At 66.8% G+C, this 14,321-nt stretch carries 14 protein-coding genes; 11 read left to right on the forward strand and 3 right to left on the reverse strand.

Annotated features, from left to right (window positions below):
* The first annotated feature begins 29 nt into the window (after positions 1-29).
* From gpmA to K3181_RS06955, 9 genes are all read left to right on the forward strand, one after another.
* Positions 30-716 (forward strand): 2,3-diphosphoglycerate-dependent phosphoglycerate mutase, encoded by a 687-nt coding sequence (gpmA, locus tag K3181_RS06915; RefSeq protein ID WP_221602144.1) that lies wholly within the window; start codon positions 30-32, stop codon positions 714-716.
* Between the two features lies 1 nt (position 717).
* On the forward strand, positions 718-1,212 hold the full coding sequence (purE, locus tag K3181_RS06920) for a 5-(carboxyamino)imidazole ribonucleotide mutase (protein ID WP_247714888.1): 495 nt from the start codon (positions 718-720) through the stop codon (positions 1,210-1,212).
* On the forward strand, positions 1,212-2,267 hold the full coding sequence (locus K3181_RS06925) for a 5-(carboxyamino)imidazole ribonucleotide synthase (protein WP_221602146.1): 1,056 nt from the start codon (positions 1,212-1,214) through the stop codon (positions 2,265-2,267). The genes purE and K3181_RS06925 overlap by 1 nt, the downstream gene beginning before the upstream one ends.
* Positions 2,264-2,758 (forward strand): dihydrofolate reductase, encoded by a 495-nt coding sequence (locus K3181_RS06930; RefSeq protein ID WP_221602148.1) that lies wholly within the window; start codon positions 2,264-2,266, stop codon positions 2,756-2,758. The genes K3181_RS06925 and K3181_RS06930 overlap by 4 nt, the downstream gene beginning before the upstream one ends.
* Positions 2,755-3,957: a dipeptidase gene (locus tag K3181_RS06935; protein WP_345725456.1), complete on the forward strand. Its 1,203-nt coding sequence runs from the start codon at positions 2,755-2,757 to the stop codon at positions 3,955-3,957. Before K3181_RS06930 ends, K3181_RS06935 begins: the two co-directional genes overlap by 4 nt.
* The gene (locus K3181_RS06940; RefSeq protein WP_221602150.1) at positions 3,954-4,880 is read left to right on the forward strand and encodes a bifunctional riboflavin kinase/FAD synthetase; all 927 of its coding nucleotides are present in this window, start codon (positions 3,954-3,956) and stop codon (positions 4,878-4,880) included. Before K3181_RS06935 ends, K3181_RS06940 begins: the two co-directional genes overlap by 4 nt.
* A gap of 204 nt (positions 4,881-5,084) precedes the next feature.
* Entirely contained in the window at positions 5,085-7,979 is a 2,895-nt protein-coding gene (ileS, locus tag K3181_RS06945) for an isoleucine--tRNA ligase (RefSeq protein WP_221602152.1), read from the forward strand.
* On the forward strand, positions 7,976-8,524 hold the full coding sequence (gene lspA, locus K3181_RS06950; protein WP_221602154.1) for a signal peptidase II: 549 nt from the start codon (positions 7,976-7,978) through the stop codon (positions 8,522-8,524). Before ileS ends, lspA begins: the two co-directional genes overlap by 4 nt.
* Positions 8,524-8,934: a DUF3035 domain-containing protein gene (locus tag K3181_RS06955; RefSeq protein ID WP_221602156.1), complete on the forward strand. Its 411-nt coding sequence runs from the start codon at positions 8,524-8,526 to the stop codon at positions 8,932-8,934. Before lspA ends, K3181_RS06955 begins: the two co-directional genes overlap by 1 nt.
* Positions 8,935-9,247: 313 nt before the next feature.
* Here the strand turns inward: K3181_RS06955 and K3181_RS06960 are convergent, their stop codons facing one another.
* Positions 9,248-10,564: a hemolysin family protein gene (locus tag K3181_RS06960; RefSeq protein WP_221602158.1), complete on the reverse strand. Its 1,317-nt coding sequence runs from the start codon at positions 10,562-10,564 to the stop codon at positions 9,248-9,250.
* A gap of 185 nt (positions 10,565-10,749) precedes the next feature.
* On the opposite strand from K3181_RS06960, the gene K3181_RS06965 reads away from it, so the two are divergent.
* Positions 10,750-11,445, forward strand: coding sequence for a YiaD family glycine zipper/OmpA-like lipoprotein (locus K3181_RS06965; RefSeq protein WP_221602160.1), 696 nt, complete (start codon positions 10,750-10,752; stop codon positions 11,443-11,445).
* 66 nt (positions 11,446-11,511) lie between these two features.
* On the opposite strand, the gene K3181_RS06970 is transcribed toward K3181_RS06965, so the two are convergent.
* Positions 11,512-12,285: a 3'(2'),5'-bisphosphate nucleotidase CysQ gene (locus K3181_RS06970; RefSeq protein ID WP_221602162.1), complete on the reverse strand. Its 774-nt coding sequence runs from the start codon at positions 12,283-12,285 to the stop codon at positions 11,512-11,514.
* Between the two features lie 118 nt (positions 12,286-12,403).
* Between K3181_RS06970 and sucC the strand changes: the two genes are divergently transcribed.
* Entirely contained in the window at positions 12,404-13,603 is a 1,200-nt protein-coding gene (gene sucC, locus K3181_RS06975; protein ID WP_221602164.1) for an ADP-forming succinate--CoA ligase subunit beta, read from the forward strand.
* Between the two features lie 16 nt (positions 13,604-13,619).
* On the opposite strand, the gene K3181_RS06980 is transcribed toward sucC, so the two are convergent.
* Complete coding sequence (locus tag K3181_RS06980; RefSeq protein WP_221602165.1) at positions 13,620-14,129, reverse strand: DUF6265 family protein; 510 nt, start codon at positions 14,127-14,129, stop codon at positions 13,620-13,622.
* Between the last annotated feature and the right edge of the window lie 192 nt (positions 14,130-14,321).

Genomic DNA, 14,321 nt, shown 5'->3' on the forward strand with positions numbered 1-14,321 from the left:
GCGGGCTGGCACGGAAATCGGGAGAGAAAATGAGCAAGCTTATCCTCGTCCGCCACGGCCAGAGCGAGTGGAACCTCGCCAACCGTTTCACCGGCTGGTGGGACGTCGACCTTACCGAAAAGGGCGAGGAGGAAGCGCGCGCCGCAGGCGAGCTGATGAAGGCCAAGGGCGTGCTGCCCACGGTCGCCTTCACCAGCGTCCAGAAGCGGGCGATCAAGACGCTCAACATCGCGCTCGAGGCCTGCGACCGGCTGTGGATCCCGGTCACCCGCGACTGGCACCTCAACGAGCGCCATTACGGCGGGCTGACGGGGCTCGACAAGCAGCAGACGCGCGAGAAACACGGCGACGAGCAGGTGCATATCTGGCGCCGCAGCTTCGATGTCCCCCCGCCCGAACTTGAAAGGGGCAGCGAGTTCGATCTCTCGGACGACCCGCGCTATGCCGGGATCGACGTGCCGCGCACCGAAAGCCTCAAGCTCACCATCGAGCGCGTGCTGCCCTATTGGGAGGAGGCGATCCTGCCGCAGCTCGCCAAGGGCGAGAACGTCATCATCTCGGCCCATGGCAACAGCCTGCGCGCGCTGGTCAAGCACCTCTCGAATATCTCCAACGAGGACATCACCGGGCTCGAGATCCCCACCGGCCAGCCAATCGTCTACGATTTCGACGGCGCGACGGTCTCGGGCGAACGCTATTATCTGAAGGATGCGTAAGATGGGGGCGGAGGGAACAGCGAAGGTCGCCATCGTCATGGGCAGCCAGTCGGACTGGCCGACCATGACCTGCGCCGCAGAGGTGCTCGACGAGCTCGGCCTTGCGACCGATGTCCGCATCGTCTCCGCGCATCGCACGCCCGAGCGGATGTACGATTTCGCGAAGGGCGCGGCCGACGCGGGTATCGAGGTCATCATCGCGGGCGCCGGCGGCGCCGCCCATCTGCCGGGCATGATCGCAGCGCTCACGCATGTGCCTGTGCTCGGCGTGCCGGTGCAGTCGAATGCGCTTTCGGGGCAGGACAGCCTGCTCTCGATCGTCCAGATGCCCGCCGGCGTGCCGGTCGGCACGCTGGCGATCGGCAAGGCCGGCGCGACCAATGCCGGCCTGCTCGCCGCGGCGATCCTCGCCAATCACGACCCCGCACTCTCGCAGCGGCTGCAGGACTGGCGCGCCGCCCGCAGCGCGGCGGTGACCGAGCGCCCGGTCGACTGATGCTGAAGCGCGGCGGCACGATCGGCATTCTCGGTGCCGGCCAGCTCGGCCGGATGATGGCGATGAGCGCCGCGCAGCTCGGCTATCGCTGCATCGCCTATGCGCCCGAGGGCGACAATGTCGCCGGCCAGGCCAGCGACGATCTGTTCGCCAACAAATGGGACGACACCGCCGCGCTCGCCGCCTTCGCAGCGCAATGCGACGTGGTCACCTGGGAGTTCGAGAACGTCCCCGTTGCCACCGCCGGCGCCATGCCCGAGGGCCGCATCTTCCCGCACCCGCGCGCGCTCGAGACCGCGCAGGACCGGCTCAACGAGAAGCGCTTCGTCGAAGGGCTCGGCGGCAGGCCCGCGGCCTATGCGCGTGTGGACTCACGTGCCGATCTCGAGGCGGCGGTCGATCGGCTGGGCGCGCCCGGCATCCTCAAGACCCGGCGCGACGGATACGACGGCAAGGGCCAGTGGCGGATCGGTTCGGACCGCGAGGCGCAGGGCCTGCACCTGCCCGACATGCCGCTGGTTTACGAAGGCTTCGTCGAGTTCGAGGCCGAATTCTCGGTCATCCTCGTGCGCGGGCAGGACGGCGAGATCCGTTTCTGGGATTCGCCCCGCAACACGCATGAGGACGGCATCCTCGCCACCTCATCGCTCCCCGCGGGCGAGCCGATCGAGGCGCAGGTGGGCGAAGCGCGCGAGCTGGCGCGGCAGGTCGCGGATGCGCTCAAATATGTCGGCGTGCTGACGCTCGAGTTCTTCGCCACGCGCGAAGGGCCGATCTTCAACGAGATGGCGCCGCGGGTGCACAATTCGGGCCACTGGACCATCGAGGGCGCGGTCACCAGCCAGTTCGAGAACCACATCCGCGCGGTCGCAGGGCTGCCACTGGGCGATACGGCGACGGTCGCGAAGACGGTCACCATGACCAATATCATCGGCAAGGACATCACGCGCGCCCAGCGGCATCTGACGGCGCCCGACACGCATCTCCACGATTACGGCAAGGCCAAGGTGCGCGAGGGACGCAAGATGGGCCATGTGACGCGGCTGAAGCGGTGAGCTTGTTTCTCATCTTCGCCCGTGCGGCCAATGGTTGCATCGGCAGGGACGGCGCACTGCCGTGGCACCTGCCCGCCGACCTCAGGCGCTTCAAGGCGCTGACCATGGGCCAGAAAAATCAAGGCCTGCCGATGATCATGGGTCGCAAGACCTTCGAGAGCCTGCCGGGCCTGCTCCCAGGGCGGCGCCATATCGTGCTCACGCGCAAGGAACGCTGGGATTCGACCGGTGCCGAAGTCGCCCGCTCAGTCGAGGAGGCGCTCGCGATGGCGGGCGACGGTGAAGTCGCGGTCATCGGCGGCGCGGCGATCTACGACGTGTTCATGGAGCATGCCGACCGGATCGAGCTGACCGAAATCCATGCCGATTTCGACGGCGATACCTTCATGCCCCCGCTCGGACCCGATTGGGAGGCCATCGCCCGCGAGGACTTCGCGGCCGAGGACGGGCGCCCGGCTTACAGCTTCGTGACGCTGGAACGCGCGTCGTGACGCGCAAGCTGATCCTCGGCGCGCTCGGCGTGATCCTCCTCGCGCTTGCAGGCTTCTTCCTGCTCGCGCCCGGTATCGTCGAGCGGGGCATGAACACAATCGACGGCAAGCCGCTGATCGAGGTCTCCGACGAAGCGAAGGCGCTTCACGAAACGCTCGCCATCGTCGATTTGCATTCGGACACGCTGCTGTGGAAGCGCGACCTGCTCGATCGCGCGGATCGCGGGCACATGGACCTGCCGCGGCTGCGCGAGGGCAATGTCGCGCTGCAGGTCTTCTCGAGCGTGACCAAGACCCCCAAGGGGCAGAATTACGACGCCAACGGCGCCGACAGCGACAACATCACCATGCTGGCGGTGGCGCAGCTCCAGCCGGTGCGGACCTGGAACAGCCTGCTCGAACGCTCTCTGTGGCATGCGCAGAAGCTGGGCCGGGCAGTCGTAGGGTCAGGCGGCGACCTGATAAAGATCGGCTATGTGCGTGACCTCGATGCGCTCAAACTTGCTCGCTCGGAGAAAAAGCCCAAGCCCATCGGCGCGCTTCTTAGTATCGAAGGCCTCCAGAATCTTGAAGGCGACCTGGCTAACCTCGACACATTGCGAGGCGCAGGGTTTCGCATGGCGGGCCTCACCCATTTTTTCGACAACGATCTCGCGGGCTCCATGCATGGGTTGCATAAGGGTGGGTTAACAGAGAAGGGCCGGGCGGCAGTGCGGCGGATGGAGGAGCTCGGGATGGTCGTCGATATCGCCCATTGCAGCCACCAATGCGTCGCCGACATCCTCGCCATGGCGCGGCGCCCGGTGGTGTCGAGCCACGGCGGAGTGCAGGCGACTTGCAAGGTCAATCGCAACCTCACCGACGAAGAGATTCGCGGGGTCGCGAAGACCGGCGGGGTGATCGGCATCGGCTATTGGGACGCAGCAATCTGCAACACTTCGCCGCGCGCTGCGGCAAGGGCGATGAAGCATATCCGCGACCTCGTCGGGATCGAGCATGTCGCGCTCGGCAGCGACTTCGACGGGGCGACAACGGTGCGTTTCGACACCGCACAATTGGTTCAAGTGACGCAGGCGCTGCTCGACGAGGGCTTCACGCCCGACGAAGTTCGCGCTGCGATGGGTCGCAACGCCTTGCGGGTACTCCGCGAAGACCTCAAGCCTCTCCGCATGGCTGTCGATCAGCCTCCTGTCCCATGAGGTTCCTCGACCATCGCGAGCCGCTGCCCGAATCGCTGCGCGGTGCGGTGATCGCGCTGGGCAATTTCGACGGCTTCCACCTCGGCCACCAGGCGGTGGCCGGCGAGGCGATCCGCTGGGCCCGCGAAGAGGGACGCCCAGCGATCATCGCGACCTTCGACCCGCACCCGGTGCGCCATTTCAAGCCCGATGCCCCGCCCTTCCGGCTGACCACGCTCGAACAGCGGCAGGAACTCTACCTCGCCGCCGGGGCGACCGCGATGCTGGTGTTCCATTTCGACAGCGAGCTGGCGGGCACCACGGCGGAGGATTTCGTCCGCAAGCTGCTCGGCGAGCATCTCGGCGTCGCCGGGGTGGTGACGGGCGAGGACTTCACCTTCGGCAAGGCGCGCGGCGGCAATTTCGGGAGACTGGTGGAACTCGGCAAGGAGGTCGGGATCGCAGCGCGCGCGGTGCCCCCGGTGATGGACCATGGCGAACCGGTATCCTCCAGTCGCGTGCGCGATGCGCTGCGCGCAGGCGACCCGCAGGAGGCGGCGCGGCTGCTCACCCGCCCCTTCGCGATCCGCGGCGTGGTCCAGCACGGCGACAAGCGCGGGCGCGAAATCGGCTATCCAACCGCGAACCTGCCGGTCGAGCATTACCTGCGTCCGAAGTACGGGATCTACGCGGTCACCGGGCGCATCCTTGCCACCGGGCAGGAGCTGAAGGGCGCCGCCAATATCGGCGTGCGACCGCAATTCGACCCGCCCAAGGAATTGCTCGAACCCTATTTCTTCGACTTTTCGAGCGATCTCTACGGCCAGGAGATCGAGGTATCCTTCCACCACTTCCTGCGCGGCGAGGCGAAGTTCGATTCGCTCGACGGGCTGATCGCGCAGATGGAGAAGGATTGCGACGAGGCGCGGCGCCTGCTCGGCTGAGCCGTCGCGCCCGGCCCAATCGGCTCCCAACCAAACCTACGCGTCGCCCCGGGCTTGACCCGGGGTGGTGCTTCCTACTGCGGTGCTGGCCAAAGTGAGCCCTGCCCCGGCTCGGAGGCCGGGGTGACGGAATAGGGAATGGCTGCGCTCCGTCTCAGCGAAACTCTTTCCTACGCGGCGTCTTTCGCCTAACGGCCACCACCTATGTCCGAGAAGCGCGATTACAGAGACACGGTCTTCCTGCCCAAGACCGATTTCCCCATGAAGGCCGGCCTCCCGCAGAAGGAGCCGGAGATTGCCGCGCGCTGGCAGGACGAGAAGCTCTACGAACAGCTGCGCAAGAGCCGCGAAGGCCGCGCGAAGTTCATCTTCCACGACGGCCCGCCCTACGCCAATGGCGACATGCACATCGGCCACGCGCTCAACCATACGCTCAAGGACATGGTCTGCCGCACGCAGAACCTGCTCGGCAAGGACGCGCCCTATGTGCCCGGCTGGGACTGCCACGGCCTGCCGATCGAATGGAAGGTCGAGGAGCAGTATCGCAAAAAGAAGCAGGACAAGAACCAGGTCCCGGCGAAGGAATTCCGCGCCGAATGCCGCGCCTATGCGCAGCACTGGGTCGACGTGCAGCGCGAGCAGCTCAAGCGCCTCGGCATCATGGCCGACTGGGACAATCCCTATCTCACCATGCAGTTCGACAGCGAGGCGACCATCGTCGCCGAGCTGATGAAGTTCGCCGAGGCGGGCAATCTCTATCGCGGCTCGAAGCCGGTGATGTGGAGCCCGGTCGAGGAGACCGCGCTGGCCGAGGCCGAGGTCGAATACGAGGACATCACCTCGACCCAGATCGACGTGGCCTTCGAGATCACGGAAAGCCCGATACCGGAACTGGTCGGCGCGCATGCAGTGATCTGGACGACGACGCCTTGGACGATCCCAGTGAACCAGGCTTTGGCTTACGGGCCGGAGATTGAGTATGTTCTTCTGGAGCTAGACTCCATAGTCCACACGGCTTGGTCATCGGTCAACGAGCCCCATCCTCCCTACCCTGACGAATTGTGCGCCAAGCTAGCGGGCCGGAAATTCCTGATAGCTTCGGCGCTGCTGGATGATTTCAAGACTCGTTATGAGAGGCAAATCGCTCGCGACGGGCAGAGGGGCGTAGGACTCGTGCTTGTGAAGCGTTGGACCGGAAAAGGCTCCGACCTCGCCGGCACTGTCGCCCGCCACCCGATGCACCATCTTGGCGGGTTTTACGCCAGGCCGCGCCCCTTCCTGCCGGGCGATTTCGTCACCACCGACAGCGGGGCCGGCCTCGTCCACATGTCGCCCGACCACGGCGAGGACGATTTCCTGCTGTGCCGCGCCAACGGGCTCGAGCCGGTCTTCGCGGTCCTGGGCGACGGGCGTTATCGCGACGACTGGGAATGGCTCGGCGGCGAGGACGATCGCCGCCGCGCGGTGATCAACAAGCAGTTCAACGCACCCGACGGCCCGATCTGTTCGGATTTGCGCGAGGCGGGCGCCCTGCTCTCGGCCAGCGACGACTACCAGCATTCCTACCCGCATAGCTGGCGGTCGAAGGCCAAGGTCATCTATCGCTGCACGCCGCAATGGTTCGTGCCGATGGACCGGGAACTGGCCGGTGGCGGCACGCTGCGCGAGCGCGCCCTGCAGGCCATCGCCGATACGCGCTTCATCCCCGAAAAGGGCCGCAACCGCATCGGTTCGATGGTCGAGGGCCGCCCCGACTGGGTGCTTTCCCGCCAGCGCGCCTGGGGCGTGCCGATCACGCTGTTCGTGAAGAACGGCACCGGCGAATATCTGCAGGACGCCGAGGTCAATGCGCGCGTGATCGCCGCGGTGCGCGAAGAGGGCGTCGATGCCTGGGACGAGGCGCGCAAGGCGGAGTTCCTCGGCGCCGACCATAATCCCGACGATTACGAGATGGTCACCGACATCCTCGACGTCTGGTTCGATTCGGGCTGCACCCACGCCTTCGTGCTCGAAAGCGGGCGCTGGCCCGAAATGCGCTGGCCCGCCGATCTCTATCTCGAAGGCAGCGACCAGCATCGCGGCTGGTTCCAGTCCTCGCTGCTCGAAAGCTGCGCCACGCGCGGCCGCGCACCCTACGACCAGATCCTGACGCATGGTTTCACCATGGCGAGCGACGGGCGCAAGATGTCGAAGAGCCTCGGCAACACGGTCGATCCGCTCAAGGTCATGGAGCAGTACGGCGCCGACATCATCCGCCTGTGGGCGCTGAGCGTCGATTCGACCGAGGACCACCGCATCGGCGACGAGATCCTCAAGGGCACGGGCGACCAGTATCGCAAGCTGAGGAACACCTTCCGCTACCTGCTCGGCGCGCTCGATGGCTTCGTCGGCGACATGGGCGATGTCGGCGAAGTGCCCGAGCTTGAGCTCTACGTTCTCGCCCTGCTTGCCGATCTCGACGGCAAGCTGCGGCAGGCGGTCGATGATTACGACTTCACCGCCTACACCCGCCTGCTGGTCGATTTCTGCAACGAGGACCTGTCGGCCTTCTACTTCGATATCCGCAAGGACGTGCTCTATTGCGACGGGCCCGAGAGCGTGAAGCGCAACGCCTATCGCACCGTGCTCGACATCCTGTTCCACGCGCTGGTGCGCTATGCCGCGCCGGTGCTGGTCTTCACCGCCGAGGAGGTGTGGACCACGCGCTATCCCGATGGCGGCAGCGTCCATCTGCTCGAATGGCCCAAGGTCCCCGGTGTAAGCGCCGATGGCGCGCGCTGGGATGCGCTGCGCAAGCTGCGCGAGGAGGTGATGGAGGCGATCGAGCCGCTGCGCCGCGAGAAGGTGATCCGCTCCGGCCTCGAGGCCGATATCGTCGTGCCCGCCGCTGCGGTGCCCGAAGGCTTTTCCGATGCCGATCTCGCCGAGCTGTTCATCACCGCGTCAGTGACGCGCGGCGATAGCGATGCGGTGACGGTCACGCGGACATCGGAAAGCAAGTGCGGGCGCTGCTGGCGCCTGCTGCCCAGCGTGGCGGAGGACGGCGACCTGTGCGATCGCTGCGAAGACGTCGTCGCCCAGATGGATGAAGCGGCATGAGCCCGGTCCTGCGCAACCGCCTGATCGGCTGCCTTGCCGCGCTCGGCATCTTCGCCGCCGACCAGTGGAGCAAGGATTACGTCACCAAGGCGCTCGGCATCGACCGCATCGGCGATGCGATGGAGCTGCTGCCCATCTTCGACCTGCGCTTCACCCGCAATTTCGGCGTCTCGCTCGGCATGTTCGAGGCGAGCAGCCCCGAGATGCGCTGGGGGCTGGTGCTCGTCACCGGGATCATCGCGCTGGTGGTGACCGTGTGGATGATGCGCGAGAAGCTGCTGGCCGACATCCTCGCGCTGTCGCTGATCCTCGGCGGCGCGCTGGGCAATATCAAGGACCGCTACGATCTCGGCTATGTGGTCGATTTCGCGGACCTGCATTTCGGGGATTTCCGCCCCTTCCTCATTTTCAACCTCGCCGATGCGGCTATCACCATCGGCGTCGTCATCGTCCTTGCACGGGCCTTCTTCATGCGCGACAAGGACATGGCAGAGGTCGATGGCCTCATGAACAGCAAGGCGGCCGAGGCCGCGGAGAGCAAGTGATGACCAAATTCGCCCGTTTCGCCCTGATCGCCGGCCTCGGCGCCATGACCGCCGCCTGTGGCAGCGGCGGGTTGTTCAACCGCGATCGGCCCGACGAATTTGCCGTGCAGCGTCAGGCGCCGCTGGTGGTCCCGCCCGATTTCAACCTCGTGCCGCCGCAGCCCGGCGCCCCGCGCCCGGCCGAAGGCAGCGCCGCGACGCAGACGCTCGAAGCGCTGTTCGGCGGCCCGCAGCCGCGCAGCAGCGTCGAGACCAGCCTGCTCGAACGCGCCGGCAGTGCCGAACCGGGCATCCGCAGCGCGGTCGGCGATCCCGACACCGCGACGGTCGCCAAGGGCAGCGTGACCCGCGACATCATCGCCGCCCCCGAAGGCGACGGCGCCACGGCAAGCGCGGTGATTCCGGGCTAAAGCCCGGATTTTTGTTTAGCCTCAAGCGCCGGCGGCCGCGTCCGCGGCCTTAGGCTTTCCTCGCTCACACGCCCTCCGGGCGCGTCGCTGCGGGCGGCCGTGCAGGTGACCTTCGGTCAGCTGCGTCTTCGACTACGCTTCCGGCCTTGCCTCGCCTATCGGCTCGGAGACTTCCACCAGATTGCTGGCTAGGCGCTAGTTCCGGCCCGGCGGAGGGCCGGCAAGGGCGACCGCCCGCCCGCAGCGGGTGCAGCTTGCTGCACGTCTAGCGAGGACGCACCGACGGAGGTCGGTGCGAAACACAAGAATCCCCCTACTCTTCGGGATTCAGCGCGGGTTTCTCCGCGCTCACCAGCAGCTTGTCGATCCGGCGGCCGTCCATGTCGACGACTTCGAAGCGCCAGCCCTGGTCGGTGAAATGGTCGCCTTCGCCCGGCAGGCGCTTGAGCACGTGGAGCGCGTAGCCCGCCGCGGTGCCGAATTCGCGATCCTCGCCATATTCGATCCCCAGCCGGTCGGCGAGGACATCGGCCGAGAGCGAGCCCGCGACCAGCAGGCTGCCGTCCTCGCGCTCGACCACGCCGGGACCGTCGCCCGCGTCCTGGTCGCTGGCGAAATCGCCCACCAATGCCGTCAGCAGGTCGACCGGGGTGATGATCCCGTCGAGATGGCCGTATTCGTCATGCACCATCGCCATGGCGACCTCGGCCTGTTGCAGCACGCGCAGCGCGTCGACCGCGTCGAGCTGGTCGGGCACCACCTCGGGTTTGACCATCAGCGCAGCGAGGTCGACCGGCTCGCCGGCGACGAGGCGGGTGAGGATCTCGCGCACCTTGACGACGCCGAGCACGCGGTCGGGCGAGCCCTCGGCCACCGGCAGCAGCGAATGCGGGCTCTCGTCGAGCACCGCCCGGATCGCTTCTGCATCGGCACCCACGTCGACCCAGTCGACCTCGGTCCGCGGGGTCATCAGCTCACGTACCGGGCGCTGCGCCAGCCGCACCACGCCCTGGAGCATCTGGTGCTGTTCGTGCTCGATCACGCCCGAACGGGTTGCCTCGGCGAAGAGCATGTGCAGTTCCTCGGCGGTCACCGCGCTCTGCCCCGCCGGACGCACGCCGAGCAGGCGGATGAGCAGGCCCGAAGAGACGTCGAGCAGCCACACCAGCGGCGCGGCTACCTTGGCCAGCAGTGCCATCGGGCGCGCCATGACGATGGCGATCGGTGCGGCGGCGCGCAGCGCGACCTGCTTGGGCACCAGCTCGCCCACCACCAGGCTGAGATAGGTGGTGATGACGATCACCGTGGCGAAGCCCGCTTCGGGGGCCCAACCGGCGGGGAAACCGAGCAATTCGAGCCGCTCGCCCACCGGTCCGCCGAGGCTGGCGCCCGAATAGGCACCCGCGATGATCCCGATCAGCGTGATGCCGATCTGCACGGTGGAGAGGAACTTGCCCGGCTCGGCGGCGAGCGCAAGCGCGATCCTCGCCCCGCCATTGCCCTGATGCGCCGCGGCGCGCAGGCGCGCGGTCCGCGCCGAAACGATGGCCAGCTCACTCATGGCGAAAACGCCGTTGAGGACGATCAGCCCGGCGATGATGACGAGGTCGGTCCAGGGAAATGGGGTCACCCGCGCGTGGCTAGCACAAAAGCCCCGCGCTGCCAGCGTCATCGTACGACTTATCTGCCGCCGCGCCGGAACAGGCAGCGGATTGGAATGTTTGAAGCCTTGTGACGCGGGTGGGCGCGTCCCGCCCCAAATTGCCCGGCAGCGATCCCGCGTGGGCGCCTGCCCCCTCAGAGGAGGAAGATTAGATGAAGAAGTCGCGCATCCTTACCGCCAGCCTGGCCGCCGTCTCGCTGATGACCGTCTCGGCCTGCGTTACCGACCCCAATACCGGCGAGAAGAAGGTCTCGCGCACCGTGCTCGGCACCGCCGGCGGCGCGATCGCGGGCGGCCTGCTCGGCGGCGTCATCGGCGGCAAGACCGGACGCATCATCGGCGCAGCCGCGGGCGGCGTCGCCGGCGGCGTGGTCGGCTACAAGATGGATCAGCAGATCAAGGAGCTGAAGGAGCAGACCGCCGGTTCGGGCGTCGACGTCAGCGAAGTCGACGGCGGCGACGCGATCCTCGTCAACCTGCCCGACGGTGTGACCTTCGCCACCGGCAGCTACACCATCTCGCCGGGCTTCCGCGACCTGCTCGACCGCGTCGCCGCGAGCCTGCGCGAATATCCCAACAGCCTCGTCGACGTCTATGGCCACACCGACACCACCGGTTCCGCCGAATCGAACCAGCGCCTGTCCGAACAGCGCGCGCAGGCGGTGGCGAACTACCTGATCTCGCAGGGCGTCAGCTCGTCGCGCATCCGCTGGATGGGCTTCGGCGAAACGCGCCTCAAGGTGGCGACCGGAGACAATGTCAACGAGCCGCTCAACCGCCGCGTCGAAATCAAGATCATCCCCTTCGACGAACAGGACGTCCAGGCCGCGCAGGCCCAGGGCAACTGAGCAACGATCCCTTCGGGACGATCGCAAAGACTTGGGGTCGGCCTGCGGGCCGGCCCCCTTTTCGTTTCAGTCCCGGGTTAGCCGCTGCGCCAACCGCTCGACCGCGGCGCCATGGATCGCGGGGGCGCTGACGAGCACACCGAAGGCGCGCGGGTCGCGCTTGTTGTAATCGAGCTTGCGGCCATAGGCGTCGCTCACCGCTGCGCCCGCCTCGCGCGCGATCATGCCCGCGGCGGCGATGTCCCATTCGAAGCCCCAGCGCACCGTCGCCACCAGATCGGCCTCGTCGGCCGCGACCATGGCGATACGCAGCGCGATCGAGTTGGGCTGGTCGACCGCGACCAGGTCGGTATCGACCTTGGGCAGCGCATGTGCGGGGACGCGCGCGCCGACCAGCTCGCCCCGGGCCGAAGCCCGCAGCCGCTCGCCGTTGCGCCAGGCGCCCTGGCCTGCCACCGCGGTCCAGTTCTCGCCGCGCGCGGGGGCGCAGAGCGCGCCGATCAGCGGGCGTCCGCCGCTGATGAGCGCGACCGAGACCGCCCAGCCGCTGCGCCCACGGATGAAATCGCGCGTGCCGTCGACCGGGTCGACGAGCCAGATGAGATCGTGGTCGAGCCGCGCGGGATCGTCGGCGGTTTCCTCCGACAGCCAGCCCGCTGCAGGCAGCAGCGCGCCGAGCTCGCGCTTGAGGAAGGCATCGACCGCCAGGTCCGCCTCGCACACCGGATCGCCGGGCCTTTTTTCCCATGCGTTCAGGTCGTTGCCCGCCCCCGGCCACAGGTCGTAGGCGATCCTCCCGGCTTCGGAGACGATGGATTCGAGGCGCTGGCTGTCGATCATGGAGAATGGCCCGCGCCCTGCACCCGAATGCGGGCCTTTTCAAGCGCGCCCAGACATGCTTATGGCGCTCGCGACTCTTATTCCCCCACGCGCATCACGCGAAGGACGAAGCTTCGACATGAACATTCACGAATACCAGGCCAAGGAACTGCTCGCGAAATACGGCATCGGCATCCCCGCGGGCCATGCCGCTCTGACCGTCGAAGAGGCGGTCGCAGGCGCCAAGCAGCTGCCCGGGCCGCTCTATGTCGTGAAGGCCCAGATCCATGCCGGCGGCCGCGGCAAGGGCAAGTTCAAGGAACTCGGCCCCGATGCCAAGGGCGGCGTCCGCCTGTCGAAGAGCATCGAGGACGTCGAAGCCAATGCCAAGGAAATGCTCGGCAACACGCTGGTGACCGTGCAGACCGGCGATGCCGGCAAGCAGGTCAACCGCCTCTATGTCACCGACGGCGTCGACATCGCCGAGGAATACTACCTTTCGATGCTTGTCGACCGCGCCACCGGTCGCGTCGCCATGATCGTGTCGACCGAAGGCGGGATGGACATCGAGGAAGTCGCGCATTCGACGCCTGAGAAGATCACCACCATCACGATCGACCCGGCGCAGGGCTTCATGCCGCACCACGGCCGCGCGGTGGCCTTCGCACTCAAGCTGACCGGCGACCTCAACAAGCAGGCGCAGAAACTGGCCAAGCAGCTCTACACCGCCTTCATGGACCTCGACTGCGAAATGCTCGAGATCAACCCGCTGGTCGAAACCGAGGACGGCAATCTGCTGGTGCTCGACACCAAGATGAGCTTCGACGGCAATGCGCTGTTCCGCCACAAGGATGTCGAAGCGCTGCGCGACGTGACCGAGGAAGACCCGGCCGAAGTCGAGGCGAGCGAATACGACCTCGCCTACATCAAGCTCGACGGCAATATCGGCTGCATGGTCAACGGTGCCGGCCTCGCCATGGCGACGATGGACATCATCAAGCTGAACGGCGCCTTCCCGGCGAACTTCCTCGACGTGGGCGGCGGCGCGACGACCGAGAAGGTCACCGCGGCGTTCAAGATCATCCTCAAGGACCCGGCGGTCGAGGGCATCCTCGTCAACATCTTCGGCGGCATCATGAAGTGCGACGTCATCGCCAACGGCATCGTCCAGGCGGCGAAGGACGTGAACCTCTCGGTGCCGCTGGTCGTCCGCCTCGAAGGCACCAATGTCGAAGAGGGCAAGGCCATCCTCGACAATTCGGGTCTCGCCATCGTCAGCGCCGACGATCTCGGCGATGCGGCGAAGAAGATCGTGGCCGAGGTCAAGAAGGCGGCCTGAGCGCCGCCTTCGCCGATCACTCCATCCGCGTGAACCGGAACACCAGCTCGCCAGCCGGCTCGCCCTCGCGCGTCATGCGCACGGCGGCCAGCAGGCCGTTCTCGCCGTCGCAGCGCAGGGTGAGCGCGCGGAAATAGGCGGCGCAATCCTCTACCTCGATGAGATGGAAGGCGAGCATGTCGTCCTTCTCCTCCCACCCCGTCAGGTCGGCGTTGAAGTGCTTGAGGCGCAGCACCAGCGTGCCGTCATCCTCGATCAGATACATGTGTTCGGTGAACCGGATCGCCGTGTCGTCGGCCTGCTGCACGAAGGTGCCGACCATCGTGTTGCCCGACGGCGGGAGCCAGCTCTCGTAGGCAGGTGCACCGCCGATCCCCTCGCCGCGCCACTGGCCGACCAGCCAGCCCATCTCTTCGAGCGTCGCGGGAGGTGACGTGTGATCCGCCGGAGCGGTGCGGGTTTCCTGCGCCGACAGGGGCATTGCGAGCATTGCCGCCGCAGTTGCGAACATGGGCCAGACGCGCATCGGACACCTCCCGTCTCCGCGCCTGAAACTATGCCTCGCGCCGAGCATAGTAAAGACAGGTTCCGACACCGCTTGACCTGCCCCGCGCCCCGCGCGAGGGACGGGGCAAGGGTCAAGAACCGCTCCGGCCGCCAGCTTGACGTTTACGTAAACGCAAGCTAGGCGGTCGCCACAGTTTCAAGCCGAGAGGAA

Origin of the sequence: Qipengyuania mesophila (genome assembly GCF_019711655.1) — a bacterium.
Lineage (GTDB): Bacteria > Pseudomonadota > Alphaproteobacteria > Sphingomonadales > Sphingomonadaceae > Qipengyuania > Qipengyuania mesophila.